The sequence below is a fragment of the Solidesulfovibrio fructosivorans JJ] genome (assembly GCF_000179555.1).
Lineage (GTDB): Bacteria > Desulfobacterota > Desulfovibrionia > Desulfovibrionales > Desulfovibrionaceae > Solidesulfovibrio > Solidesulfovibrio fructosivorans.
The window spans coordinates 1-24,162 of the sequence record NZ_AECZ01000027.1; the positions used below are offsets into that span (position 1 = coordinate 1).

At 63.9% G+C, this 24,162-nt stretch carries 24 protein-coding genes, 1 tRNA gene and 1 pseudogene; 14 read left to right on the top strand and 12 right to left on the bottom strand.

Annotation, left to right across the window (positions count from 1 at the left end):
• Positions 1-218: pseudogene (locus tag DESFRDRAFT_RS22295) on the top strand (flagellar motor protein MotB); the annotation flags it as partial.
• 217 nt (positions 219-435) lie between these two features.
• Here the strand turns inward: DESFRDRAFT_RS22295 and DESFRDRAFT_RS15780 are convergent.
• Together DESFRDRAFT_RS15780 and DESFRDRAFT_RS15785 are read right to left on the bottom strand one after the other, a co-directional pair.
• Positions 436-1,602, bottom strand: a complete 1,167-nt coding sequence (locus DESFRDRAFT_RS15780; protein WP_005995577.1) for a DNA polymerase IV — start codon at positions 1,600-1,602, stop codon at positions 436-438.
• 88 nt (positions 1,603-1,690) lie between these two features.
• Positions 1,691-1,891, bottom strand: a complete 201-nt coding sequence (locus DESFRDRAFT_RS15785) for a hypothetical protein (protein ID WP_005995580.1) — start codon at positions 1,889-1,891, stop codon at positions 1,691-1,693.
• A gap of 146 nt (positions 1,892-2,037) precedes the next feature.
• Here DESFRDRAFT_RS15785 and DESFRDRAFT_RS15790 point away from each other — a divergent pair, with 146 nt between their 5' ends.
• The 7 genes from DESFRDRAFT_RS15790 to DESFRDRAFT_RS15820 all read left to right on the top strand — a co-directional run bounded on the left by DESFRDRAFT_RS15790 (position 2,038) and on the right by DESFRDRAFT_RS15820 (position 9,631).
• On the top strand, positions 2,038-4,503 hold the full coding sequence (locus tag DESFRDRAFT_RS15790) for a glycogen/starch/alpha-glucan phosphorylase (protein WP_005995582.1): 2,466 nt from the start codon (positions 2,038-2,040) through the stop codon (positions 4,501-4,503).
• 224 nt (positions 4,504-4,727) lie between these two features.
• Complete coding sequence (locus DESFRDRAFT_RS15795) at positions 4,728-5,543, top strand: transporter substrate-binding domain-containing protein (RefSeq protein WP_005995584.1); 816 nt, start codon at positions 4,728-4,730, stop codon at positions 5,541-5,543.
• 138 nt (positions 5,544-5,681) lie between these two features.
• Positions 5,682-6,065, top strand: a complete 384-nt coding sequence (locus DESFRDRAFT_RS15800; protein ID WP_005995586.1) for a hypothetical protein — start codon at positions 5,682-5,684, stop codon at positions 6,063-6,065.
• Positions 6,062-6,823 carry an amino acid ABC transporter permease gene (locus tag DESFRDRAFT_RS15805; protein WP_005995589.1) on the top strand — a complete coding sequence of 254 codons (762 nt, stop codon included), beginning with the start codon at positions 6,062-6,064 and terminating at the stop codon, positions 6,821-6,823. The genes DESFRDRAFT_RS15800 and DESFRDRAFT_RS15805 overlap by 4 nt, the downstream gene beginning before the upstream one ends.
• Before the next feature lie 26 nt (positions 6,824-6,849).
• The gene (locus DESFRDRAFT_RS15810; protein ID WP_005995590.1) at positions 6,850-7,113 is read left to right on the top strand and encodes a glutaredoxin family protein; all 264 of its coding nucleotides are present in this window, start codon (positions 6,850-6,852) and stop codon (positions 7,111-7,113) included.
• Positions 7,110-7,451: a ferredoxin-thioredoxin reductase catalytic domain-containing protein gene (locus tag DESFRDRAFT_RS15815; RefSeq protein ID WP_005995592.1), complete on the top strand. Its 342-nt coding sequence runs from the start codon at positions 7,110-7,112 to the stop codon at positions 7,449-7,451. Before DESFRDRAFT_RS15810 ends, DESFRDRAFT_RS15815 begins: the two co-directional genes overlap by 4 nt.
• Positions 7,452-7,621: 170 nt before the next feature.
• Positions 7,622-9,631: a PAS domain S-box protein gene (locus DESFRDRAFT_RS15820; protein ID WP_144005058.1), complete on the top strand. Its 2,010-nt coding sequence runs from the start codon at positions 7,622-7,624 to the stop codon at positions 9,629-9,631.
• Between the two features lie 194 nt (positions 9,632-9,825).
• Here DESFRDRAFT_RS15820 and pyrR read toward each other — a convergent pair whose 3' ends face one another.
• Positions 9,826-10,341 carry a bifunctional pyr operon transcriptional regulator/uracil phosphoribosyltransferase PyrR gene (gene pyrR / locus DESFRDRAFT_RS15825; RefSeq protein ID WP_043795032.1) on the bottom strand — a complete coding sequence of 172 codons (516 nt, stop codon included), beginning with the start codon at positions 10,339-10,341 and terminating at the stop codon, positions 9,826-9,828.
• Between the two features lie 302 nt (positions 10,342-10,643).
• Here pyrR and DESFRDRAFT_RS23010 point away from each other — a divergent pair, with 302 nt between their 5' ends.
• The 5 genes from DESFRDRAFT_RS23010 (at position 10,644) to DESFRDRAFT_RS15855 (ending at position 14,287) form a co-directional block, all read left to right on the top strand.
• Positions 10,644-10,970: an IscA/HesB family protein gene (locus DESFRDRAFT_RS23010; RefSeq protein WP_233489629.1), complete on the top strand. Its 327-nt coding sequence runs from the start codon at positions 10,644-10,646 to the stop codon at positions 10,968-10,970.
• A gap of 124 nt (positions 10,971-11,094) precedes the next feature.
• A complete protein-coding gene (locus tag DESFRDRAFT_RS15840) occupies positions 11,095-11,436 on the top strand; it encodes an IscA/HesB family protein (protein ID WP_005995596.1) in 342 nt (113 codons plus the stop codon).
• Positions 11,437-11,545: 109 nt separating this feature from the next.
• A complete protein-coding gene (locus DESFRDRAFT_RS15845) occupies positions 11,546-11,878 on the top strand; it encodes a hypothetical protein (RefSeq protein WP_005995597.1) in 333 nt (110 codons plus the stop codon).
• A gap of 283 nt (positions 11,879-12,161) precedes the next feature.
• Positions 12,162-12,548, top strand: a complete 387-nt coding sequence (locus DESFRDRAFT_RS15850) for a response regulator transcription factor (RefSeq protein WP_005995598.1) — start codon at positions 12,162-12,164, stop codon at positions 12,546-12,548.
• Positions 12,549-12,559: 11 nt separating this feature from the next.
• Positions 12,560-14,287 carry an HD-GYP domain-containing protein gene (locus tag DESFRDRAFT_RS15855; RefSeq protein ID WP_005995599.1) on the top strand — a complete coding sequence of 576 codons (1,728 nt, stop codon included), beginning with the start codon at positions 12,560-12,562 and terminating at the stop codon, positions 14,285-14,287.
• A 30-nt stretch (positions 14,288-14,317) separates the two neighbouring features.
• Here the strand turns inward: DESFRDRAFT_RS15855 and fabZ are convergent, their stop codons facing one another.
• From fabZ to lysS, 6 genes are all read right to left on the bottom strand, one after another.
• Positions 14,318-14,782 (bottom strand): 3-hydroxyacyl-ACP dehydratase FabZ, encoded by a 465-nt coding sequence (fabZ, locus tag DESFRDRAFT_RS15860; RefSeq protein ID WP_005995600.1) that lies wholly within the window; start codon positions 14,780-14,782, stop codon positions 14,318-14,320.
• Between the two features lie 83 nt (positions 14,783-14,865).
• A complete protein-coding gene (locus DESFRDRAFT_RS15865) occupies positions 14,866-15,372 on the bottom strand; it encodes an OmpH family outer membrane protein (protein ID WP_005995601.1) in 507 nt (168 codons plus the stop codon).
• A gap of 135 nt (positions 15,373-15,507) precedes the next feature.
• Positions 15,508-18,159: an outer membrane protein assembly factor BamA gene (bamA, locus tag DESFRDRAFT_RS15870; RefSeq protein WP_005995603.1), complete on the bottom strand. Its 2,652-nt coding sequence runs from the start codon at positions 18,157-18,159 to the stop codon at positions 15,508-15,510.
• A complete protein-coding gene (locus DESFRDRAFT_RS15875; RefSeq protein ID WP_005995605.1) occupies positions 18,131-18,835 on the bottom strand; it encodes an ABC transporter ATP-binding protein in 705 nt (234 codons plus the stop codon). Before DESFRDRAFT_RS15875 ends, bamA begins: the two co-directional genes overlap by 29 nt.
• A complete protein-coding gene (locus DESFRDRAFT_RS15880; protein WP_005995608.1) occupies positions 18,828-20,057 on the bottom strand; it encodes a lipoprotein-releasing ABC transporter permease subunit in 1,230 nt (409 codons plus the stop codon). Before DESFRDRAFT_RS15880 ends, DESFRDRAFT_RS15875 begins: the two co-directional genes overlap by 8 nt.
• Positions 20,054-21,643 carry a lysine--tRNA ligase gene (gene lysS / locus DESFRDRAFT_RS15885; protein ID WP_005995610.1) on the bottom strand — a complete coding sequence of 530 codons (1,590 nt, stop codon included), beginning with the start codon at positions 21,641-21,643 and terminating at the stop codon, positions 20,054-20,056. The genes DESFRDRAFT_RS15880 and lysS overlap by 4 nt, the downstream gene beginning before the upstream one ends.
• Positions 21,644-21,817: 174 nt before the next feature.
• Between lysS and DESFRDRAFT_RS15890 the strand changes: the two genes are divergently transcribed.
• Positions 21,818-21,893: transfer RNA gene (locus tag DESFRDRAFT_RS15890), tRNA-Asn, on the top strand.
• Between the two features lie 261 nt (positions 21,894-22,154).
• Here DESFRDRAFT_RS15890 and DESFRDRAFT_RS15895 read toward each other — a convergent pair.
• The 3 genes from DESFRDRAFT_RS15895 to DESFRDRAFT_RS15900 form a co-directional block, all read right to left on the bottom strand.
• Complete coding sequence (locus tag DESFRDRAFT_RS15895) at positions 22,155-22,514, bottom strand: helix-turn-helix domain-containing protein (protein ID WP_005995612.1); 360 nt, start codon at positions 22,512-22,514, stop codon at positions 22,155-22,157.
• Complete coding sequence (locus DESFRDRAFT_RS21500; protein WP_336884672.1) at positions 22,405-22,761, bottom strand: cytotoxic translational repressor of toxin-antitoxin stability system; 357 nt, start codon at positions 22,759-22,761, stop codon at positions 22,405-22,407. The genes DESFRDRAFT_RS15895 and DESFRDRAFT_RS21500 overlap by 110 nt, the downstream gene beginning before the upstream one ends.
• A 240-nt stretch (positions 22,762-23,001) precedes the next feature.
• On the bottom strand, positions 23,002-24,000 hold the full coding sequence (locus tag DESFRDRAFT_RS15900) for a methyltransferase (RefSeq protein ID WP_005995615.1): 999 nt from the start codon (positions 23,998-24,000) through the stop codon (positions 23,002-23,004).
• Positions 24,001-24,162 lie beyond the last annotated feature (162 nt).

Sequence of the window (24,162 nt, forward strand, 5' to 3'; positions counted from 1 at the left end):
CCACGCCGGCCACGCCGGCCACGCCGGCCACGCCGGCCACGACCGCCACGCCGGAAGGCGCGCAGCCGGCCGAACCCAGCGCAACCGCGCCGCAACCCGCGCCCACCGAACAGCCGGCACAACCGGCCAAGCCGGAACAGGCCAAGCCCGGCGCCACGGCCACGCCGCCGGCCTCCCCCGAACTGCCGCCAGCCCTACCCGACCGGTCCGGGTCGTAGGGAAGACGCCAGGGGAGGCGCTGCCTCCCCTCGGCCCCCACCGCCCCACAGCCCCTCCATCCACCATCTCAGCCCGGTAAAAGGGGGTCCGGGGGACATCAAGTCCCCCGGCAGGTCCAGGGCAGCGCCCTGGCAGAGAGGTGCAGGAGAGGCTCCGCCTCTCCTGCCGGGTCGCAGGGGCAGCGCCCCTGCTGCCTCCCCCGCTCCCGCGACGCCCCTACTCCCGCTCGAAATCGAACAGCCGGCCGCGCACGATGGCGTCGCGGCCGAACTTGCCGCGAATGGCGTCCAGGGCGGCGTCGATCTTCCCGCCTTGTTCACGGCGTTGCCGGGCCGGGTCCTCGAAAAGGCTCAACTGGCGCGGTTCGTTTCCGAAGTTGGAGACGCCGACGCCGATGAGGCGCAGGGGTTTGGGCAAGGGCTCGGCCTCGAGGAGTTCCTTGGCCACGGCGTAGATGACGGTGTCGCTCGCGGTGGGGTCGGGCAGGGTGCGGCTGCGGGTGATCTGGCGGAAATCGTTGAATTTGAGCTTGAGGGTGATGGTGCGGCCGGACTGGTTGTCCCGGCGCAGTTCGCGGCCGACGCGCTCGGACTGGTGGAGCAGCCAGGCGGCGAGTCTGGCCCGGTCGGCGGTATCGGTGGAAAAGGTATTCTCGGCGCTGACGGATTTGGCTTCGCGGCACGGATTGACGGTGTCGCTGCCCTGGCCGCAGGCCCGGGCGTAGAGGTCGAGGCCCCATTTGCCCAGGTGGCGCTGCCAGAATTCCGGGGGATATTGCGGGATTTCCCCGACGACGCGGATGCCCAGGCGGGAAAGGGCGGCCTGGGCGCGTTTGCCCACACCCGGAATCTTGCCCACGGGGAGATCGGCCAGAAACAGGGAAACCTGGTCCGGGGCGACGATGGTCAGGCCGTCGGGCTTGTCGTAATCCGAGGCGATCTTGGCGATGAATTTGACGGGCGCGATGCCGACCGAACAGTTGAGTCCGGTGGCCTCGCGGATCATGGATTTGAGGCGGCGGCCGAGGGTTTCCGGGGGGCCGAAAAGGGTCTCGGTGCCGGTGATGTCGACGTAGGCCTCGTCGATGGAGGCGGGTTCGACCAGCGGGGAGACGGCCTGGAGCGTGGCCATGACGAGGCGGGAGACTTCGGCGTAGCGGCGGCGGTTGCCGGGCAAAAACACGCCGTGGGGACAGCGGCGTTTGGCCTCGGCCACGGGCATGGCCGAGTGCACGCCGAACGTGCGGGCTTCGTAGGAGGCGGCCGAAACCACGCCTCGCAGGTCCCGGCCGATGATGACCGGTTTGCCCATGAGCGCGGGGTCGTCGTGCTGCTCGACGGAGGCGAAAAACGCGTCCATGTCGAGGTGGAGGATGGTCGCCATGGCCTCGGCATGCGACGGCGGCCAGGAAAAAGCAAGGGGGGCGAGGGACGTTTTTTCCCCGCCCGCCCCCTTTCGAAAAAACGGTCGCCTAGGCCTTGATGTTCAAGTTTCCGCCGACGCCGGTGGCGGCGGAGAGCACCTTGGTCTGAAAGTCGTAATCCTGGTTCACGCCGCCCGTGGCCAGGTCGGTGTTGAGCCTGTCGAGGGTCTTGGTGACCAGTTCGGCCCCGAGCTTTTGCTGCTCGAATGCGCCGCCGGCCGCCGTCGTTTTGGTGTCTATCGCGTCCATGGCATCCTCCCGGGACGAGAAACGTTCCCTTATCGTCACCTATCGGCCACGGGGCATGCCTCCTTTAGGCTCACCGTTGGACAACGCCGCGTGTCCTTTGCTACAAGTGGCATACATCCCCTTTCGACCTTTGTAAGGAGGCTTCCATGCCCGTCGAGAATTGCCCCCTCCAGACCCTCGACGCCGACTCCCTTTCCTGCTCCATCCGGGAGCATATCACCCATTCCCTGGGCAAACCCTGCGCCGAGGCCGGAAACCGTGACGTGGCCATGGCGCTTTCCATGACCCTGCGTGACCGGCTTGTGGACAAGCTGCTCGAAACCCGCAAGCGCTACCGCGACGCCCGTGCCAAGCGGATGTACTACCTGTCCATCGAGTATCTGCTCGGCCGCTGCCTGGGCAACAACCTCTACAACATGAGAATCGACGAAGAGTGCCGCAACCTGGTCAAGCAATGGGGCTACGACCTGGAGGAACTGCGCGAGTTCGAGCGCGACCCGGCGCTCGGCAACGGCGGGCTGGGGCGGCTGGCCGCCTGCTTCCTCGACGCCCTGGCCACCCTCGACATGCCGGGCTGCGGCTACGGCATCCACTACGAATTCGGGCTCTTTAAACAGAGCATCCAGAACGACCGCCAGGTCGAGCAGCCGGACTACTGGATGGCCGAAGGCATGCCGCTGCAAATCGAACGCCGCGACCAGTCCGTCATCGTGCCCATTTACGGCCGCATCGAAAGCCATCAGGGCCCGGACGGCTCCTACCTGCCGCTGTGGGTCGACTGGCAGGACCTGGTCGGCGTGCCCTACGACATCCCCATCGTGGGATTCGGCGACAAGACCGTCAATTACCTGCGCCTTTTCGCCGCCCGCTCCACCGACAACTTCGACATGAAAATTTTCGACCAGGGCGACTACATCAAAGCCATCCACCAGAAGGTGTATTCGGAACTGGTCTCCAAGATCCTCTACCCCAGCGAATCCATCTCGTTCGGCAAGGAACTGCGGCTGACCCAGGAATACTTCCTGGTCTTTTGTTCGCTGCGCGACATCACCCGGCGCTTTCTCAAACAAAACCGCAACATCGAAGAGCTGCCCGAATTCATCGCCATCCAGCTCAACGACACCCACCCGGCCCTGGCCGTGGCCGAGCTGATGCGCATCCTGGTCGACGAACGCCGCGTGCCCTGGGACCGGGCCTGGAACATCACCAACCGCACCCTGGCCTTCACCAACCACACCCTCATGCCGGAATCCCTGGAGATGTGGCCGGTGGACCTCATGGGCAAGGTGCTGCCCCGCCACCTCCAGATCATCTACGAGATCAACGCCCGGTTTTTGAGCCAGATCCGCCTGACGTCCAAGGCCGACGACGCCACCCTGCGCCGCATGTCGCTGATCGAGGAGCAAGGCGGCAAGCAGGTGCGCATGGCCAACCTGGCCGTGGTCGGCTCCCATTCCGTCAACGGCGTGTCCAAGCTCCATTCCGAGCTGGTCAAAAAAGTCCTGTTCCCGGACTACGCCGCCCTGTGGCCCGGCAAGTTCAACAACAAGACCAACGGCATCACCCCCAGGCGCTGGCTCTATAAGGCCAATCCCGGGCTGTCGGCGCTTATAACCGAGGCCATCGGCGACGCCTGGATCATGGACCTCGACAAGCTGCAGGACCTCGTGCCCCTGGCCGGCGACGCCGCCTTCCAGCAGAAGTTCCTGGCCGTCAAACGGGCCAGCAAGGCCCATCTGGCCGAATACGTGGCCCAGACCACGGGCGTGATGCTCTCGCCGGACGCGGTCTTCGACATGCAGGCCAAGCGCATCCACGAGTACAAGCGCCAGCTTTTAAACATCATGCACATCCTGCACGACTACCTGCGCGTGACCGAGGACGGCTACGTGCCGCCCGTGCCCCGGGTGTACGTCTTCGCGGGCAAGGCCGCGCCGGGCTACTTCGAGGCCAAGGAGATCATCCACCTCATCTGCTCCGCCGCCCGCGTCATCAACGCCGACAAGCGCGCCGCCAAGCACATCAAAGTGGTCTTCGCCGCCGATTACCGCGTGTCCCTGGCCGAAAAGCTCATCCCCGCCGCCGACGTCAGCGAACAGATCTCCACCGCCGGCACCGAGGCCTCGGGCACGGGCAACATGAAGTTCTCGCTCAACGGCGCCCTGACCATCGGCACCCTGGACGGGGCCAACATCGAAATCCGCGAGGCCGTGGGCGCGGAAAACTTCTACCTGTTCGGCCTGACCACACCGGAAGTCGAGCGCCAGCTCGGCGACGGCAGCTACGATCCCTGGGAATACTACGGCAAACACCCCGAAATCCGGCGAGTCCTGGACGCGCTCTCGGCCGGCCGCTTCACCCCTGACGAACCCCAGACCTTCCACTGGATTTTCGAAAAAATGCTCGCCAAGGGCGAACGCTACATGCACCTGGCCGACTTCATGCCCTACCTGGAAACCCACGAACGCCTGGGCATGGACTACGCAAAACCGGCCGTGTGGGCCAAAAAGGCCATCCTGAACGTCGCCCGCATGGGCTATTTCTCCGCGGACCGCACCATCCGGGAATACGCACGCGATATCTGGGGCATAAAGCCCATCGCGCCGAAATGATGTGAAGAGGGAGACTAATTTCCGGGGGGAAACTTTTCTGTAGAAAAGTTTCCCCCCGGACCCCCTTTCAAAAGACTTTCAATAGTTACAGTGAATGAGCGTTATACCATCCGCAACCGGTAAAAGATTTAGGAAAGGGAGAGCGCGAGAGGGGAGAACCCTTTTTAAAGGGTTTCCCCTCTCGCATGATTCCTTCCGCAAAAAATCGAGGGAGGACGTTATCCATGGTTCGCTTCATCCGCATCATCAGCCTGGCCTTCGTGGCCCTGACCATGTGCTGCGGCCCCGCCGTCTCCGCGACGACGCCGTTCGACATTTACGAGGGCAGCAACCTGCGCAAAATCGTGCAGCGCGGCACGCTGGTCGTGGGCATGGAACTCAAATTCTGGCCCTTCGAGTACGTGGACAAGGAGGGCAACCCCGTCGGCTTCGACGTGGACATCGCCAAGACCCTGGCCGACCGGCTGGGGGTCAAGCTGGAAATCAAGGACATGGAGTGGACCGGGCTCATCCCGGCCCTGACCGCCGGCAAGATCGACCTCATCATCTCCGGCATCAGCGGCACGCTGGAGCGGGCCAAGTCCATCACCTTCACCTCGCCCTACTTCACCACCGGGCTTTGCGCCCTGCTCTCGGCCAAAAGGGCCGGCGACGTCAAAAACGTGGACGCGCTCAACGCCCCGGGCCGGGTGCTCGCGGTCAAGACCGGCACCACCGCCGATCTCGTGGCCACCAAGAAATTCACCAAGGCCACCATCAACCGCTACAAGGACGAGACGGCCTGCGTCCAGGAAGTGGTGGCCGGCCGGGCCGACGCCTTTTTCTACGACCAGATCTCCATCGCCAAGCACCACAAGCAAAATCCCGAGGCCACCAAGGCCATCCTCAAGCCGTTTACCTACGAGCCTTTTTGCATCGCCCTGCAAAAAGGCGATTTTGACTGGTGGCAGTGGCTGGAGATGTATCTGACCACCATCAAGGCCGACGGCACGCTTGACGCGCTGCACGATAAGTACTTCAAGGACATCCTCGGCAAATAGCCCCGTCCGTCGCCCGCTGTCGTCGCCAAGCCCCTTTCGTCCGGGTCGCGGCGGCGGGCGACGCTCCTTTCATTTCCGTCCCGGGCGCACGGCCCGGGCAGACCCCGGCCGGCCCCGACCGGCACCCGGGAGGCAACCATGCCCCGCGCACGCATCCGTGCCTGCGTCATCCTGGCCATTTTGGTCCTTTTCGCCGCCAACCCGGCCCCGGCCCAATCGTCACGGGTGGTTATGGCCCATATCTTCACCGTGCCGGCCGATCCGCCCGGCGGCGACATCGACACGGTGCTGCCGGCCTTCGAGAACTGGCTGGCCACGTCTTTCGGCGGCTACACGCGCCTGGGGGCCGGCGACGGCGCCTGGAAAAACGAAAAGGGCCAGGTGGAGACCCAGGGCAACATCGTCTTCCTGGTCACGACCAACAGGGACGTGTCCAAGGACATCGCCGCCCGGCTGACCCGGGATTTCGGCGAACGCGCCCCCTTCGTGCTGGTCTTTCCGGCGGGGATGTTCGTCAAATGACGTGGTCCACGCCCCGGTGGCTTGTCCGGGCCGTTTTGCTCGCCTCCCTGACGGCCGGCCTGTGGGTCGCGTTGTCGCATATCCAGTACCACTGGGACTGGAACGCGGTCTGGGGGTATCGCGACATCTTCATCGCCGGGCTTGGCATGACGGTGTACGTCTCGGCCGGAGCCATCGTCCTGGGCCTTTTTTTCGGCCTGGCCTCCGGGCTGGCCTCGGTGTCGGGCAATGTCTGGCTCACCGAGATGGCCGCCCTGTACGTCGGGGCCTTTCGAGGCACGCCGCTTCTGGTGCAGATCCTCATTTTCTATTTCTGCGTCGGCGTGGTGATCCACGTGGACAGCCCGTACGTGATCGGCACGGTGACCCTGGCCTTTTTTTCCGGGGCCTACATCTCGGAGATGGTGCGGGCCGGGGTCGAATCCATCGACGTCGGCCAGTGGGAAACGGCCCTTTCCTCGGGACTCACCCACCGCCAGACGCTCTTCTACGTCATCTTTCCCCAGGCGATCCGGCGCATCGTGCCGCCGGTGACGGGCCAGTTCGTCTCCTGCATCAAGGACTCGTCGCTTTTGTCCGTCATTAGCGTCCGCGAACTGACCAAAGCGGCCGAAGTGGTCAACTCCACCACCTACAAAACCTTCGAGGCCTATCTCCCCTTGGCCCTGCTCTACCTGCTTCTCACCTGGCCCCTTTCGCACTTGACCGGCCGCCTGGAAAGGGGAATACGAAATGGAACCAAATCACGACCGCGATAATGCCTCGCGCATGCAAGGAGATTTTCATGAGTGCGGACATCAAGGTTTACGCCCTTTCCACCTGCGTGCACTGCAAACACGCCAAAGAATATCTCGAGGAACACAAGATTCCTTTTGACTGCGTCCACGTGGACTTCCTCTCCGGCGAAGAGCGCGCCAAGATCATGGACATCGTGCGCAAGCTCAACCCGGCCCTGTCCTTTCCCACCATCGTCATCGGCGACAAGGTCATTGTCGGCTTCCGCCGCGACGAGCTCGAACAGGCCGTAAGCGAGTGCGAAAAGCGATGAACGCCCGCGAACTCCACGAGACGCTCAAGCCCATCCAGGAAGCCAAGGGAAACTATTTCAACCCCGACATGGAAATGACCCTGGACCTGTTGGCGAGCCTTCTGACCAACAAGGAGCGCTACGGCTACATGGCCTGCCCCTGCCGGCTGGCCTCGGGCAAATTCGAACTCGACCGCGACGTGGTCTGCCCGTGCATTTACCGCGATCCGGATGTGACCGAGTTCGGGGCCTGCTTTTGCGGACTCTACGTCTCCAAGGCCGTGCGCGACGGCGAAACGACCCTGCCCGTGGTGCCGGAACGCCGGCCGGTGGAAAAGACCCTGGCCGCGCTCGGCTGATCCGCGACGCGCCGAGACCGGCCCCCTCGGCCTGACCGCCCCGCAAAGGCCTCCCTGCGCCCGCCCCTTGAAAAGGATGGCGGCATGCAATAGCCTTATTGTTCCATCAACACCGGCTGCCTTTTTTGGGCCATACCCTGTGAGGGCTTTGCGCAGTGGAATCGGTATGGATGGCCATGCTGATCGGCGGGCTTCTGCTTGGGGCCGCGGCCATAGGCATTCTGGTCTTCGGCCGCGGCTCGGGCCGGCAAAGCCACGCGCTTCTCCTCGACCGGGTGGTCGGCGCCCTGTCCGATCCCTTTTACATCAAGGACCCGCAGGGCCGCTTCACCCTGGTCAACGACGCCTTTTGCACCCTGGCCGGCCGCAGCCGGGAGGATATTCTGGGGCGCGACGCGCCAAGCGTCTTTCCGGGCCGGGCCGGTTCGCCGTCGCTCAAAAACGACGCCATGGTCATGGCCTGCGGCTTCGAGGATGTGGCCGAAGAAACGGCCTTTGACGCCGACGATCGCCACCGCGTGTTCATGACCCGCAAGGCCCTGCACGTCGATCCCGACGGCGGCCGCCATGTGGTCGGCCTTATCCGCGACATCACCAACCGCAAGCAGGCCGAACGGGCGCTTTTCGCCAGCGAGGCCCGCTACCGCCGCATCGTCGAGACCGCCAACGAGGGCATCTGGGTCGTCAACGAGCACTGGCGCACGGTGTACGCCAACGCGGTCATGGGCTTCATGCTCGGCCTCACCCCTGAGGAAATGGCCGACCGGCCGGTATCCGATTTCCTTTTTCCCGAGGACCGCGATCTGCACCGGGCCATGCTGCGCCGCGAGTCTCTGCCCCCGGGCGGCGGTCTCTACGAACGCCGGCTCAGGCGGGCCGACGGCCAGGAAATCTGGGTCCTGATCGCCGTCAGCAGCGAATACGACGCCTCGGGCCATTTCACGGGGTCCGTCGGCATGTTCAGCAACATCACCGAGCGCAAGCGCGCCGAGGAATCCCTGCGCCTGTCCGAAACGCGCCTGGCCGCCGCCAAGGAGGCCGCCGAGACCGCGAGCAAGGCCAAAAGCGAATTTCTGGCCAACATGAGCCACGAGATCCGCACGCCTTTAAACGGTCTGCTCGGCATGCTCCAACTCCTGGAAGACACCGACCTCGACGCGGACCAGCGCGATTGCGTGGTCACGGCCCTGGATTCCGGCCGACGCCTCACGCGGCTTTTGACCGACATCCTCGACCTGTCGCGGGTGGAATCCGGCAAGCTCGCCCTGGTGTACGCCCCCTTTTCCCTGCGCGAGGTCTTCGCCTCCATCCAGACCGTCTTCGCCACCAGCCTCGAGCAGCGCGGCCTGACCCTGGAACCCACCGTCTCCCCGGCCGTGCCCGCCATGCTCATCGGCGACGAGGGCCGCATCCGCCAGGTCCTGCTCAACCTCGTCGGCAACGCCATCAAATTCACCAGGACCGGCGGCATATTCCTGGAAGCCGGTTCCTCGCCCGATCCGGAAACCGGCAAGGTGCGCCTGATCCTGTCCGTGGGCGATACCGGCATCGGCATTCCCCGCGAAAAAATCAAGGCGGTTTTCGAGGCATTCACCCAGGTCGACGCCTCCAATACCCGCATCCACCAGGGCGCGGGCCTGGGCCTTTCCATCGTCGACCGGCTGGTGCGGCTCATGGACGGACAGTTGTGGATGGACAGCGAGCCTGGCATCGGCACCTGCGTCATGTGCACGCTGCTTTTGCCCCAGGCCGCCCTGGCCCTGGACGCGCCGCCGCCCGCGCCCGCGGCATCCGAAAAGAAAGGGCGGCGCATCCTGCTGGTCGAGGACGAACGCATCAACCGGATGGCTGTGGGCTTGCTGTTGCGCCATCAGGGCCATACCGTCATCGAGGCGGCCTCCGGACAGGACGCCCTGGAGATCTTCGGCCGGGAACCTTTCGACGTCGTGCTGCTCGATATCCAGATGCCGGGCATGGACGGGCTGGAAACCCTGGCCCTGCTGCGCGACACGACCATCTACGGCCCCAGGTCCGCCACGCCCATAGTGGCCCTGACCGCCCACGCCATGGCCGGCGACCGCGAACGCTTCCTGGAAGCCGGCATGGACGACTACCTGGCCAAGCCCGTGGAAGCGTCCGCACTGGCCGCCGTCCTCGCCCGCCTGACGGCGCGTGGGTAGATAAAAGAGCTGGGGGAAACTTTTCTGTAGAAAAGTTTCCCCCAGGCCCCCTTCCAAAGACTTTTAATAGTAACAGGCTGTTATCCGTACAACAGCTGTTACGATAAAAATTTGAGGAAGGGGAGAGCGCGAGAGGGGAGAACCCTTTTTCAAAAGGGTTTCCCCTCTCGCACCTTCTTTTCTCTCAATCTGAATTATCCGACCAGCATGACGCCGTCTTCGCCGTCGAGTTCGGCCACGGCCACGTCCACGTGTTCGCCGGGTTCGGTATGCACGCGTTTGCCGACGTAGTCGGCCTGGATGGGCAGTTCGCGGTGCCCCCGGCGGTCGATGAGCACGAGCAACTCCACCCGGTTGGGCCGGCCGTAGTCGAGCAACGCCTCCAGGGCGGCCCGGATGGTGCGGCCGGAAAAGAGCACGTCGTCGATCAGCACCACGTTTTTTTCGGCCAGGGAAAACGGGATGTGCGACGGTCCCACCTGCGGCTGGACTTCGCTATTGGTCCAGTCGTCGCGGTACAAATTGATGTCGAGCTTGCCGAGCGGCACGTCGCAGCCGGCCTTGGCGTCGATAAGCGCCTTGAGCCGCGTGGCCAGCTCCGCCCCCCGGCGCTGGATGCCGACGAGGGCCAGCCCGCAACCGGGGTCGTGGTGCTCGATGATTTCAAAGGCCAGCCGTTCCAGGGTGCGGCGCACCTCGCCGGCGGTCATCAACTTTCTCGGTTTCGTCACGGCATCCCTCCGCCCTTTTCCGGAAAATACCCCACGGGGACCACCCCTGGCAATCACGGGACCGCCATCAGAAAGCCCTGCCGCGCGCAAAACCGGCGACAGTGGAAAGGCGATGCCGATGGCAGCTTCCCATACATAAAATTAACTTTATAATTTCAATATGCTATAATTTCAGCATTCCATTTGTCGATCAAGGATTGACTTTTTGCACAGCCCCCCTATTTGACTTTCCGATCGGTCGTGCTTAGTTGCATCGAACGCGTACTTCCCAGGAGGATTCCATGGTCGAATTGACGGAAAGCGCAAAAACCCAGCTCGACGGGTATTTTGCGGAAAAAGAAAAAAGCCCCATCCGCATCTATCTTTCCTCGGGCGGCTGAAGCGGCCCCAGACTGGCGCTGGCTCTGGATGAGCCGCGCGATACGGATGAGGTCGCCGAGGTTTCCGGCTATACGTTTGTCATTGAAAAGGACTTGGTGGAAAAGGGCGCCCCGTTTTCGGTCGACATGACCTACATGGGCTTCGCCGTCACCTCGCGCCTGGAACTCGGAGGCGGCGGCTCTTGCGGCGGCTCCTGCTCCAGCGGTTCCTGCTCCACGGGCGGCTGATCTCCCGGGCGGGGAATCCATAGGAAATCACCGGAGCCTGGGCGCTTGACCCATTGACCAGCCTTATTTGACAATCCCATCTCCGGTGATTACCCCTTTGGCATCCCGCGTCCTGGAGGTTCGCATGGTTTCTTTGACGGATACGGCTCGCGCCGAACTCGACAATTATTTCGCGGACAAACAGAAGTCCCCCATTCGCGTGTACCTCAACAAGGGCAGCTGCTGCGGCCCTTCCCTGACCCTTGCCCTCGACGAAGCCCGTGAAAACGACGACGTTTTCGACCTCAACGGCTACACCTTCGTCGTGGAAAAGGAACTGATGGCCATGGCCAGTCCCATCACCGTGGACATGACCGACTACGGCTTCTCCGTTTCCTCGAGCCTGCAGCTCGGCGGCGGTTCCTGCGGCGGTGGCTCCTGCGGCAGCGGCGGCTCCTGCGGCAGCGGCGGCTCCTGCTGCAGCTAGCCTTGGCCTTGCCTCGACGCATTTCCGAAGGGCCGGTCCGCCGGCCCCTTTTTTTGCCCGGCGCGGCCTTGGTTGACACCCCCGGACCGCCCCCGCTACTATCATTGCCATGGAAATCGTCGACAGCGCCGCTTTTACCGTGACCGAGGCCGCCCTTTCCGCTCTGTCCCTCCATTTCGGCGACGACCGACCGCCGTGCCTGCGCGTGTTCCTTTCCTTTATGAGCGAAAGCGGTCCCCGGCTGGAGTTGTCCCTGGACGCGCCGACCGGCGACGACGCCACGTTCGCGGTGGACGGCTGGCAATTCGCGGTCAACCGGCAGTTATGGCTTCAGGCCGCGCCGCTGACCGTGGACTGCGACGGGCAAGGATTCCGGATCCGCTCGAGTCTTGATTTTTCCGAAGCCGGCGGCTCTTGCGGCGGCTCCTGTTCGCATCATTGACGCGGTCGCGCCGTCTGGTTGCCGTCACGCTTTCTTTTTTGCCGAATCACGCCTTTTCCCGTTTCTTCCGATTATTTTTCCACGCCGCGCGCCGGCCCCGGCACTGTCGTTTCATCACGGGATTTTGGCATTTTTAGCATGGTTACAGGAAGTTATTCTACCATAAAGAGCGTTTTGACCCTTTTTCCAGCCCGCCTCACTCGGGCACGACGGGTCACGCCTTGCCAAGGCCCTTGCCTTTTACTACTATTCAAATTGGTTGGCGCTACGCAAAGGAGTCCTCATGCCCGGCAAAATTCTCATCGTCGATGATGAGGTGCATATCCGTATGCTCCTCGAGCAGACGCTTGAAGAGCTGGAGGAGGAGTGCGGCGTGGAGATCCTTTCCGCCCAGAACGGCGAGGAAGGATTGGCCCTCATCCAATCCCAAAAGCCCGACGTGGTCTTCCTGGACATCATGATGCCCAAACTCAACGGCTACGAGGTCTGCCAGCGCGTCAAGGAAGACCCGGCCATCACCGGCATCGGCATCGTGCTGCTCACGGCCAAGGGACAGGAAGTCGACCGCCGCCAGGGCATGGAACTCGGCGCGAGCCGCTACATGACCAAGCCGTTCGATCCCGACGAAGTCCTGCGCGTGGCCAAGGAACTGCTGCACCTCGACGCCTGATACGTCCGCCCATGATCGTTCTGCGGCGGCTGCTCAAAAAAAAGACATTCAGCCCGGTGCTCGACCGGGCGGCGCGGCTGCTCGGCCCGGGCTGGCAAGTGACGCTCAGCGAAAACGCGCCCGACGCCGCCGATAGCCTCGCCTGCGAGACGTTGCGCCTCGAGGGCGAGCCCATCGGCTATCTCGTCGTCACGCCGCCCCCGGACGCCCGGCTTTGTCCCTCGGAAATCCCCCGGCTGCCCGAACTGGTCCGCTTTGTCGCCGACACCCTGCAAACGCTCCTGGCCGGCGAAGTCGTCAAGCGCAGCCTGGCCGCCGAAACCCTTGGCAAATATCGCGAAATTTCCTTGCTCCACCGGGCCACCCTCGAGCTCAACGATTCGTTGCGCCCCCGGGACGTGGCCCAGGCCCTGCTCGACGAATGCCGTTTCGGCGAACTGCCGGCCCGTTCCGGCATGGTGTTTTTGCGGCCGCCGTCCTCGGAGGACTTCAGCCCGGCTTGTTCTTTTGGTGACGCCGCCACGCAACGCCTGGCGGCCATCGCCGGCTCGACGCTTTTTTGGGACATCGCCCGCGCCCAGAAAGGGGAAATCGTCAACGAGCTCGGCAGCGACCGCCGTTGGCGGGACGAGGCCGACCTCGCCTCCCTGCTCCTTTGCCCGCTGATCGCGGCGAACCGTTGCGTGGGCATGCTGGCCCTGGCCGGCACCCCCGACGTCCGCTTCGAGGCCAGCCACCTGCAGTACGTCGGCACGCTCGCCACCGTGGCCGGTATCGCCCTGGGCAACGCCCTGCACTTCGAGGCGGTCCAGGCGCTCATCAACTCCCTGATGCAGGCGCTGGCCACGGCCATCGACGCCCGCGACCCCTTCACCGCCGGCCATTCCCAACGCGTGGCGCGCCTGGGCGTGGCCCTGGCCAAGGCGGTGCACGACGATACGGAGTTTTTTCCGGACGTGGCCTATACGCCCAGCGATCTGGAGGAACTGCTCTATGCCGGGCTGTTGCACGACGTCGGCAAGATCGGCATTCGCGAAGAAGTGCTGACCAAGGCCACGCGCCTGCCGGCCGGGACCATGGAGGTCATCGGCCAGCGCATGGCCCTGGAGGCGCTTGTTACCGGCCGGGACAACAAGGCGGAATTCGAAGCCCTTTCCCGCATCAACGCGGCCGACGGCATCACGCGCGAGGACGCGGCCCTGGTCGCGGCCGTGGGGGCCAGAACCGTCACCGTGGGCGAGGCGCGTCTGGCGCTTTTAACGGAGCGGGAAATCGCCTGCCTGCTCATCGCCCGGGGCAACCTCACCCCCGAGGAGCGCCGGGAAATCGAGCGCCATCCGGCCGAATCCCACCGGATCCTGTGCCACATCCCCTTTCCCGGAAACATGGGACGGCTTTTGACGATCATCTCCCAGCACCACGAGCGCCTGGACGGCTCGGGCTATCCCGGCGGGCTCAAGGCCGATGACATTCTCTTGCAAAGCCGCATCATCGCCATCGTGGACATCTACGACGCCATCACCATGGCCCGGCACTACAAACCGGCCCTGCCTCGCGAAAAGGCCCTCGGCATCCTGTGGGCCGAAGCCCGGGCCGGACGCATCGACGCGCGGCTGGTCGAGCTGCTCGAACGCCACATCGCCACCATCGAACGCGATTGCGAACGCTTGAGCGGCCGCATGGATTTGTCGGAATATCTGGAACAAGAGGCGGCCCCCAAAGGGGCCGGCAAGGACTGAGACCGTCGGCGGGGCGTCAAAACGCCCCTGTCACAGGGCGGATTTGTCCACCACGGCGGCGGAAAGCTCCGCTTCGGCCGCGATCTTACCGTCCACGGTCGCCTCGACATGCATCCGGCAAAGCGTCATCCGGCGCTTCAGGTCGAAGCAGCGCAGCACAAGCTGGTCCCCCGGCGTCACCGGCCGACGGAATTTGGCCTTTTCCACGCCCGTGAACATGAAGATGCGGTCCCCAAGCGGACCTTCGAGGCTCTTGGATACGAGCAGCCCGCCCGCCTGGGCCAGGGCCTCCAGGATCAGCATGCCCGGCATGACGGGCAGGCCCGGGAAATGTCCCTGAAAAAAAGGCTCGTTCACGGTCACGTTCTTGATGGCCGTAATGGAGACCCCGGGCTCGTATTCCAACACGCGGTCGACCAGCAAAAACGGGTAACGGTGGGGGAGCAGATCGAAGATTTCGGTAACGGCGATTGCGCCGCCGGGAGTGGCCGTCATGGCGCCCTTCTTTCCTTGAGGTGTAGAAAAGGGGCCGGAGCGCCAGGCGCTCCGGCCCCTTGACCGTCCACGGCGTGGCGGACTTATTTGCTTCTGTCGAATTGGGCCCTGACCGCGGAAGTCACGTCCATCTTGGGATCGTAATACGGGACGCTGCGGGCTTCGAGAATGATGGTGTAGCCGTTTTTGGCGGCGTACTCGGAAACGACCTTCTGCAGGCGGTTTAAAAGCGGCTGCAACACGCCCTGCTGGGCCTGCTGCTCTTCCTGCTGGAGCTTGTTGCGGTCGTCGAGATACTTGCGGGCCTTGGCCTCGAAATCGGCCGCCTTGCTCTTCATGGCGTCCTGGGACAGGGCCACGCTCTTTTTCTGCAGTTCGTTCTGCATTTTCTTGAGATTGTCACCCTGGGCGGCGATGGCCTTTTCCCGGGATTCGAACCGCGACTTGAGCCCGGAAAGGGCCGCCTTGCCGACGCTGGAATTGGACAGTGCGTCATCAAGGTTGATGATGCCGATCTTGCCCTGGGCAAACGCCGACACCGGCACGACCAGAATGGCCAAAATGATCAAAACCCGTAACATACCGCCCATTACTCGACTCCTTGCTCGTTCCGTGTGTTTCGGGGCGTCCCCCGGTTCGTCAGCCCAGTTGCGTGTAGGGGAAGCGTGGCTTGACGCGGCGCTTCCCCGATTCGATGTCCCGTCGTCGTCCTTGGCCGGCGTTTCCTAGAACGTCTGGCCCATGGAGAACCCGACCTGCGACGGTTGCAGGTGATGCTTCTCGGCGTCGAGGCCGTAGCCGTACTCCACCCGGATCAGGCCCATCGGCGAGTACCAGCGGACGCCGGCGCCGACGCTCTTGTAGAGGTCCGAGTTGATATCGTTGTAGTCGCCCCAGGAATTACCGGCGTCGAAGAAGACCACGCCGAGCAGCCCGTTGGACTTGCTGATGGGGAAGATGGTTTCAAAGTTGGTGAAGAATTCCGCCTTGCCGCCGATGCGCTCGTGGGTCCAGGGGTCCTTGGGCGAGATCTTGTCGAGCTCGTAACCGCGGACGTTGTTGATGCCGCCGAGGTAGAAGCGCTGGTAGACCGGGATGTCGCCGCCGGAGTTGGGCAGCAGCACGCCGACCTGTCCGCGCCAGTGGAAGACCAGATCGAGCGGCAGCGGCTGGAAGAAGTTCGAGGTGAACATCGGCTTGACGTACGCGTCGTCGCCGCCCACCGCGCCGCCGGCGTATTCCAGGGACAAGGTGTTCTTGGTGCCCTTGGTCGGCTTGGTGGCGCTGTCCACGGTATCGCGATCGATTTCGGCGTAGACGGCGCTGGACCAGTGCCAGCCGGCCGACTGCTGGATCGTGCTCGAGGAGTTCCAGTTGAGGTGATAGATGTGGTAGTGGTCCAGGCGGTAATCCCAGGACAGCACGGTGTATTCGCCAAGGGGATAGGCGAAGCGGATCTTGCCGCCGGTGGTGGTCTTCTTGAAGTCGTCGTAGGCCCGGTAGACTTCGTAGACGTCCGCGCCCACGGCCAGGTTGGAGTCGTAGAGCCGGGGGTTGGTAAACGACAGGATGCCCCGGCTGGACTTGCCGCTGAACATGCCCTGGAACTTGGCGTGGTAGCCCTTGCCGAAGAGGTTCTTCTCCTCGACCGAGCCGCCGAAGAACACGCTGTCCGAGGTGGAGTAACCGGCGCCCAGGCTGATGGAACCGGTGTTCTTGTCCTTGACCTTGACCTTGATGTCCACTTCGTTCGGATTGTCGGTGGGCACGGTCTCGATATCGACCTTCTCGAAGTACTCGATCTTGTCCAGGCGCTCGTTGGAGCGGCGCAGCTTGGAGCCGGAGAAGAGATCGCCGTCGGCGAGCTTGACCTCGCGGCGGATCACGTTGTCGCGGGTCTTTTCGTTGCCCTCGATGGACACGCGGCGCACATAGACCTTGCGGCCCTTGTTGATCACGTAGACGATGTCGATGACCTTGGTGTCGGGATGCTTTTGCATGTCCACGTCGGCCTCGGCGAAGGCATAGCCGTCGTCGGCGTAGAGCTCGGCCAGGGCGTTGAGGTCGTCGCGCACGACCGAGCGGTTGAAATACTCGCCCTTGGCCGAAAGCTCGTCGAGCTTGATGCGGTCCATGAGCTTGGGTTCGTCGTAAAGCAGGTCGCCGGAGAAGGACACGCTGCCGACCTTGTAGCGATCGCCTTCCTCCACCCGGAAGATGACGGTGATGCCGTCGTCGCCGTAGACCACCTCGGGCTGGCCCACCTTGGCGTCAACAAAGCCCCGGTTGGCGTAGTAGGCCTCGAGGGCGGCGGCGTCGCGTTCGAGCATCTCCTCCTTGAGCACGCCCGATCCGGTGATCCAGGACCAGAAATGGCGGGTGGAGGTGGCCAGCTCGGCTTTCAGGTCGTCTGGATCGATCTGCTTGGCGCCCTCGATCTTGACTTCCTTGATATAGAGCTTCTTGGGCTCCTTGATGATGATATTGAGGCGGGCCACCCGGGGATCGGTCTGTTCCAGCTCGTAGGTGACCTCGGTCTTGTAGTAGCCCTTCTTGCTGTAGAGCTCGCGGATCTTGCCCAGGTCGTCGGCCAGCACCTTGAGGTTGAGGACGCCGCCGGCCTTGGTGCTCATGACCTCCAGGATGTCGTCCTTTTTCACGTCGCCGTTGCCGGTGACGCCGATGGCCTGGATGCGCGGCTTTTCCTTGACCACGAAGGTCAGCTTCTTGCCGCCCGGGACGTTGTCCAGGCGCACCTGGACGTCATCGAAATAGCCCATGTCGAAGAGCTTCTTGATGTCTTCGTTGACGGCCTTGGGATCGTAATTCTGGTTGACCTGGCTCTTGATCTTTAAGAGCACCACTTCCTTGTCGAGGATGGAGTTGCCTTCGACGTCCACCTCGACAATGCGGTCCGTGGAGCCCACGGCCGAGACCTGGTTCTTGATCTTCTGGGCCAGATCGGTCGCGGCGGCGTCGAGGCCCATGAGATTTTTGGCCGTGGCGAAGACCGTGGCCGGCTCGCCGCCGGAGGTCTTGGCCACGCGGGCGTCGAGGCTCACCGCCTCACCCACCTTGGACATGCTGCCGTAGACCACGTAGTCGGCCTTGGCCGAGGCGGCCTGGCGACGGGCGGCGGCCGCGTCGCGGGCCGGGGTCGCGCCCTCGGCCACGGAGGCGACGCCGTCGGCCTTGAGCTTGTCCATCAGCATGCGGGGAAGGCTCTTCTGGACGGACTGCAGGGCGTCGGCCGCATTGATCTCAAAGGGCAGCACCAGCACCTTTCCGGACTGGGCCAGGGCCTGCCCCGCGGCCAACGCCACCAGGCACGCCGCAAGGATAAGCCCTTCAAGACCGATTCGTTTCATTGCGCGCATAGAGTTCTCCACCCTGCAGCTCCAGTCTCCGGCCCATGAGAGCGGCCAGGTTATGGTTGTGAGTGACCACAACCAATGTCATGCCGAGCTCGGCGTTAAGACGGGCGAGTACCTCGCCCACCTTGGCGCCTGTGGCTTCGTCCAGGTTGCCGGTGGGTTCGTCGGCCAGAAGAACGCCTGGCCGTAATAGGACAGCACGGGCGATGGCCGCCCTCTGCCTCTCTCCCCCGGAAAGCGTTGTTACCCTGTGTTCGGCCCTTTCATCAAGCCCCACGAGCGATAAAGATGCCCTGGCCCTGTCGAAAGCCTCGCGACGCGCGACGCCTGCGATAAGCGCCGGCATGGCCACGTTTTCCACGGTCGAAAATTCCGGCAGCAGATGATGAAATTGAAAGACAAAACCGATTTCCCGGTTGCGCACACGGGCCGCCTCCGCGGGCGTAAGCGCGGCCAAGTCGCGCCCGCGAAACCGGACCTCGCCCGCGGTGGGCTTATCCAGGGCCCCGAGCAGGTGCAGCAGCGTGGACTTGCCCGACCCCGACGCGCCGAGGATGGCCATGGAGTCGCCGGCCGGGATGGTGAAATCCAGGCCTTTTAAAACCACGACCTCTTCGGCCGGCCCTTGATAGGCCTTGCGCACCCGGATCAGTTCGTACAGCGGGGCGGCATCAGTCATGGCGCAGCGCCTCCGCGGGCGAGAGGCGCGAGGCCTGCCTTGCCGGATACAGGGTGGCCAGAAAACACAGGGCCAGGGCCGTGACGCCGATGACGGTCAGATCCGGCCAGTCCAGGCGCACGGGCAGGTGGTCCATGGGATAGACGTCGCCGGGAATCTTGATGAACTGGTATTTTTCCAGGGCCAGGGCCACGCCGACCCCCAGGACGTAGCCGAGCGCCGTGCCCACCACGCCGATGATCGTGCCCTGGAGCATGAAGATGTTGCGGATGTTTTTCGCCGTGGCCCCCATGGACATGAGGATGGCGATGTCGCGGGTCTTTTCCATGACCAGCATGACGAGCGTGGTGATGATGGAAAACGAGCCCACGAGCACGATCATGACCAGGATCACGAACATGGCCGTCTTTTCCAGGTGCAACGCCTTGAAAAGGTTTCCGTTCATGTCGATCCAGGTGCGCACGTAGACCGGCGGCCCGCCCATGGCGTCGCGCACCTTGCCCACAAGCCGCGTCACCGCGTCGACGTCGGCCACCTTGAGCTCGAGGCCCGTGGCGATGTCGCGCTTAAATCCCAAAAGCTCCTGGGCGGCGGGGATGGTGACGTAGGCCAGGGTCGAGTCGTATTCGTACATGCCGGTCTTAAAAAGGCCCCGGATGGTGAAGGTCTTGACCTTGGGCGAAAATCCGGCCGCGCTTTCCTTGCCCGCCGGCGACATGAGATTGATGGTGTCGCCAAGCGACAGGCCCAGGCGGTCGGCCAGCTCGCGCCCGACGATGATGCCCGGGAAAAGCCCCGGCGTGTCGAGGTCGGCGAGCTTGCCCGCCACCATCTCCTGGGGCAGGGCCAGCACCTTGCCGGCCGAGACCGGGTCCACCCCGCGCAGCACCACGCCCTTGACCCCGCGCGGGCTCGACAACATGACCTCGGTGTAGACGAAGGGCGTGGCCCCGAGCACCCCGGGCACGGCCTCGACCTTTTTCATGTCCTCGCGATAATGGTGCAACGCCCCGCCGGCCACGGCCGCGACCATGTGGGCGTTTATGCCGAGAATCTTGTCGCGAAGCTCCGAGGAGAAGCCGTTCATCACCCCGACCACGACGATCAGGGACGCCACCCCGAGCCCCACCCCGAGGATGGAAATCAGCGAGATGACGGAGATGAAGGCCTGCTTCTGGCGGGCCAGGAGGTAACGTTTGGCGATGAAGTATTCGAAACTCATGTACCCGGCGCGCCCTCGGGCCGCAGCAGCGGAAACAGGATCACCTCGCGGATGGAGGCCTGGTCGGTGAGGAGCATGACCAAACGGTCGATGCCGATGCCCTCTCCGGCCGCCGGCGGCATGCCGTACTCCAGCGCCCGCACGTAGTCGTCGTCCATGCGGTGGGCCTCGTCGTCTCCAGCTTCCTTTTCGCGGACCTGCTCCTCGAAACGCTGGCGCTGGTCCACGGGGTCGTTGAGCTCGGAAAAGGCGTTGGCCATCTCCCGGCCGGCGATGAAAAGCTCGAAACGGTCGGTGATGGTCGGGTCGTCGGTGTTGCGGCGCGAGAGCGGCGAGATTTCCGTGGGGTAATGATAGATGAAATGGGGCTCGATGAGCTTGGGCTCGACAAAGATGTCGAAGAGCTTGGCCTGGACCTTGCCCAGCTTTTCGCCCTTGAGCACCTTCTCCCCGCTTTTCTCCACCAGCGCCTTGGCCGCGTCGAAGTCGTTGTAGACCGCCGGGTCGATGCCGCCGATGGTTTGCAGGGATTCGTGGAAAGGCACCCTGGCCCAGCCCGGTCCGAGGTGGATGGTCTGGCCCTGGTACTCCACGGCGTCGCTGCCGGTCACGGCCCGGGCGATGTGCCCGAAGAGCCGCTCGGTCAGGTCCATGAGGTCGTTGTACCGGGCAAAGGCCCAGTAGAACTCGCACATGGTGAATTCCGGATTGTGGCGGGTGGAGATGCCCTCGTTGCGGAAGTTGCGCCCCACCTCGTAAACCCTCTCGAAGCCGCCGACGAGCAGACGCTTGAGGTAGAGCTCCGGGGCGATGCGCATGTAAAGGCTCATGTCGAGCGCATTGTGGTGCGTGATGAAGGGCTTGGCCGTGGCGCCGCCGGGGATGGCCTGCATCATGGGGGTTTCGACCTCCATGAAGCCGGCGGTGTCCAGAAAGGCGCGCAGTTCGCGCACGATCTTGGTGCGGGCCTTGAAGATCTCGACGGCCTTGGGCGTGACGATCAGGTCCACGTAGCGCTGGCGGTAGCGCGTCTCCACGTCCTTTAAGCCGTGGTACTTCTCGGGCAGCGGCCGCATGGACTTGGTGAGGAGCTTGATCGTGGCGGCGTGCAGGGTCAGCTCGCCCGTCTTGGTGCGGAAAAGCTTGCCCGTGACGCCGACGATGTCGCCGATGTCGAACTTCTTGAAGGTGGAATAGACGTCCGTGCCCAGCGTGTCGCGCTCGGCAAAGACCTGCAAGCGGCCCGAAGCGTCCTGGACGGTGAAAAAGGCCACCTTGCCGAAGGAACGCAGGGCCACGATGCGGCCGGCCAGACGAAAGGTCCGGTCCAGGGCGGCGAGTCCGGCCTCGTCGAGGGGTTCGTGCGCGCCGGCAACCTCCCCGATTTCGTCGTTTTTCTCGAAATCGTTGGGGTATAGCGGCACGTCCGCATCGAGCAGCTGGACGGCCTTGGAGATGCGGTTTTTGAAGACCTCGTTGAGTTCGTCGCGGGCGTCGAGGCTTTCGAGCAGGGGCCGGAAGTCTTCCACCCGCTTGGACTTGACCGGAAGCTTGTATTCTTTTTTGCGTGGTGCGTCGCTGCCCACGGGATACTCCGTTGCTTGGGGCGTTTCCCCGCCTTGTTGGCGGGCAAGCGCATTTGGGTACGAGAAATGCGTGACGCCGTCAAGAACAGGCGTCGGGCTTCTTTTTCCCGGCCGGCGCAAAAAAGCCTTGACGCGGGCCGCCGATCGTAATAGCTAGCTTCCTCGCTTCGCTGTTCCCCGGTAGCTCAATTGGCAGAGCGGGTGGCTGTTAACCACTAGGTTGGCGGTTCGAGTCCGTCCCGGGGAGCCAGAATATTCAGGGCGTCGGCCAAATCGGCCGACGCCCTTTTTTTATCTTCTGAATTCCTCCCCAGTTGCCCCCCAATTGGGGAATGCGAGAGGGTGAAAGCGGGGGAAGGATGGCCGGACCATGACGAGGAAACGAGGGTGCGGTGCCCAGCCCCTCCTTCGCCGCTCCCACGACGGGCCGGCCAATGACGCCACGCCTCACCCTCCGCCACGCCCCGTAGTGCTTTGATGGGTACGCGGCTTCGATGCTGTCCCTGCCGGGCTACACGGCCAGCAGTCGCCTGGGGTCGATTTTCAGGGCCTCAGCCAGAAGCCGGGCATTCTTTTTCCCAATGGGCCGGCGTCCGTTCTCCATCTCGGAAATATGGCGGCGCGGGATGCCGGTTGCCTCGGCAAGGGCGATCTGGGTCAGACCTTCCCGATAGCGCGCCCCGGCAAGGAAGACGCCGGGCAATTCCTCGTCCTTAAAGGGCAGCACGTCCCGCCAGGGCTTGGACGGGGTTTCCTTGGCCTCAAAGCCAAGCCCCCGCAGGTAGTCCACCGCTTCCTGGCGCTTGGACGCCGGGCCAGTAAAACAAAGCTCCACGGCGTCGGTAAGGGGCTTTTTCGTGTGTGCCTGCATAAACAACCTCGATGACCTTGATTTGCCCGGCCACGTCCTCCCATACGGCGACGTAGGTCGGTTTTCCTTTCTTCAGGTGACAATGATGCCGGTTGCCGGGCAGCCGTGAATAGTTCGGCCAGTCGCCACGCACAGGACCGCCGGCCTCGATGTCCGCGATCAGGAGCGCCAGGGCTTTTTGAACCTGAAGCGGGAGGCGCATGACCCGCTTTTCGGTCTTGGCCGCGATGTTGACTTTCCAGCCCATGGCTTCCCCTTGGGGAGAGGGGTACTAATTTTTAGTACAGAGTCAAGACATCGAACGTTTGCGGCCATGACGGCCGCCCAGCATTCCCGGGGGGCCAGACAATAACCCCGAGCCAACGCGGACGACATTTGAAGCCCCGAGCCTTCCAAGACCGAGCGCCCCACGGCCGCGCTCGCGGGCGCGGCCGCCCGCTTCGAGCGGGAGAAACCCGGCGCGTCCGCCGGATATCCCCCCCGAGGCTCAGCCTTTCGTCCCGCGCAGCACCCTGGAGCCGTTGGGGCCGGTGAAGTCGAGCAGCCGGATGTCGGTCAGCCCCGCCTCGGCCATCATGTCCCGGATCTCGCCCACGGCGTAGGCCTGGCCGCGCTCCGTGAGCACCAGCATGTTGAGCGCGAAAAGCGTCGCGAATTCCGGCCCGTCGCCGGCGTCGTCGAGCATGAACTCGTGGATGAAGACCAGCCCGCCGGGTTCGAGGGCGGCCACCGTCTTTTTGAGGATCGTCAGGCAGCCCGCCCGGTCCTCGGCATGGAAAATCTGGGACAGCCAGGCCGCGTCATAGCCGCCCGGGATGGGATCACACAGATAGTCGCCGGGCACGAAATCCACCCGGTCGGCCACGCCGAAACGCCGGCGCACCGCATCGGCGAACTCCTCCGAGGCGGGCAGGTCGAACACCGAGGCCCGCAGCCCCGGATTTGCCAGGCAGAAATGCACGGCATAGGTCCCCGGCCCGCCGCCCACGTCCACCAGCCGCCCGCGTCCCGACAGGTCGATGGAGGCGGCGAGCCCCGGCGCGATGGCCATGGCCAGGTTGAACATGCCCATGAGGAAATCCTCACGGTCGCCGGCCTCCCGCGCCGCGTCCATGGGCCGCTCTTGCGGCCCGCCAGTGCGGATGGACCCGGGCAACCCGGCCCAGGCGGCCATAATCCGGTGATGGTGGCGGATGATCGAGCCGACGTAGCGCGGGGAACGCTTGTCCAAAAACGTCCTGGCCTGCGCCGTCTGCCGGTAGCGGCCGTCCGTTCCGACGAGCAGCCCCATGGCGGCCAGGGCCCTGACGAGCATGCCCATGGCGCGCGGATCGCAGGCGCGGGCGGCGGCGATCTCGGCCGGGGTCAGGGCCGCGTCGCCGATGGCCGAAAACACGTCGAGCATGGCCCCGGCGTGCAGGGCGCAGGTTTTCCAATAGACGTCGGAAAGGGCGAGCAGGGAAGCGGGGCTGTCCGTATCGGGCATGGCGCACCTCGGACGTTTCGGTTGCGGACACGGAGCGACTTGCGACAACAAATCCAAGCCCATGCCATCCTCCCTAGGACATCCGCGCCGCGCCGGCAACACGGCAGTCTCCCTTCTTTCACCCTTGAAAGAATCCATCCAAACTGTAACTCGCCTTTCCCC

Coding starts and splice junctions, on each gene's coding strand:
- pyrR (WP_043795032.1), bottom strand. CDS start 10,341: ATGACCGCCGGCGAGGTGCGCCGCACCCTGGAACGGCTGGCCTTTGAA.
- DESFRDRAFT_RS15900 (WP_005995615.1), bottom strand. CDS start 24,000: ATGCCCGATACGGACAGCCCCGCTTCCCTGCTCGCCCTTTCCGACGTC.
- DESFRDRAFT_RS15790 (WP_005995582.1), top strand. CDS start 2,038: ATGCCCGTCGAGAATTGCCCCCTCCAGACCCTCGACGCCGACTCCCTT.
- DESFRDRAFT_RS15785 (WP_005995580.1), bottom strand. CDS start 1,891: ATGGACGCGATAGACACCAAAACGACGGCGGCCGGCGGCGCATTCGAG.
- DESFRDRAFT_RS15845 (WP_005995597.1), top strand. CDS start 11,546: ATGGAAATCGTCGACAGCGCCGCTTTTACCGTGACCGAGGCCGCCCTT.
- DESFRDRAFT_RS15800 (WP_005995586.1), top strand. CDS start 5,682: ATGCCCCGCGCACGCATCCGTGCCTGCGTCATCCTGGCCATTTTGGTC.
- DESFRDRAFT_RS15795 (WP_005995584.1), top strand. CDS start 4,728: ATGGTTCGCTTCATCCGCATCATCAGCCTGGCCTTCGTGGCCCTGACC.
- DESFRDRAFT_RS15780 (WP_005995577.1), bottom strand. CDS start 1,602: ATGGCGACCATCCTCCACCTCGACATGGACGCGTTTTTCGCCTCCGTC.
- DESFRDRAFT_RS21500 (WP_336884672.1), bottom strand. CDS start 22,761: ATGGGCTGGAAAGTCAACATCGCGGCCAAGACCGAAAAGCGGGTCATG.
- DESFRDRAFT_RS15850 (WP_005995598.1), top strand. CDS start 12,162: ATGCCCGGCAAAATTCTCATCGTCGATGATGAGGTGCATATCCGTATG.
- DESFRDRAFT_RS15805 (WP_005995589.1), top strand. CDS start 6,062: ATGACGTGGTCCACGCCCCGGTGGCTTGTCCGGGCCGTTTTGCTCGCC.
- DESFRDRAFT_RS15820 (WP_144005058.1), top strand. CDS start 7,622: ATGGCCATGCTGATCGGCGGGCTTCTGCTTGGGGCCGCGGCCATAGGC.
- fabZ (WP_005995600.1), bottom strand. CDS start 14,782: ATGACGGCCACTCCCGGCGGCGCAATCGCCGTTACCGAAATCTTCGAT.
- DESFRDRAFT_RS15855 (WP_005995599.1), top strand. CDS start 12,560: ATGATCGTTCTGCGGCGGCTGCTCAAAAAAAAGACATTCAGCCCGGTG.
- DESFRDRAFT_RS15840 (WP_005995596.1), top strand. CDS start 11,095: ATGGTTTCTTTGACGGATACGGCTCGCGCCGAACTCGACAATTATTTC.
- DESFRDRAFT_RS15880 (WP_005995608.1), bottom strand. CDS start 20,057: ATGAGTTTCGAATACTTCATCGCCAAACGTTACCTCCTGGCCCGCCAG.
- bamA (WP_005995603.1), bottom strand. CDS start 18,159: ATGCGCGCAATGAAACGAATCGGTCTTGAAGGGCTTATCCTTGCGGCG.
- DESFRDRAFT_RS15810 (WP_005995590.1), top strand. CDS start 6,850: ATGAGTGCGGACATCAAGGTTTACGCCCTTTCCACCTGCGTGCACTGC.
- DESFRDRAFT_RS15895 (WP_005995612.1), bottom strand. CDS start 22,514: ATGCAGGCACACACGAAAAAGCCCCTTACCGACGCCGTGGAGCTTTGT.
- DESFRDRAFT_RS15875 (WP_005995605.1), bottom strand. CDS start 18,835: ATGACTGATGCCGCCCCGCTGTACGAACTGATCCGGGTGCGCAAGGCC.
- DESFRDRAFT_RS15865 (WP_005995601.1), bottom strand. CDS start 15,372: ATGGGCGGTATGTTACGGGTTTTGATCATTTTGGCCATTCTGGTCGTG.
- DESFRDRAFT_RS15815 (WP_005995592.1), top strand. CDS start 7,110: ATGAACGCCCGCGAACTCCACGAGACGCTCAAGCCCATCCAGGAAGCC.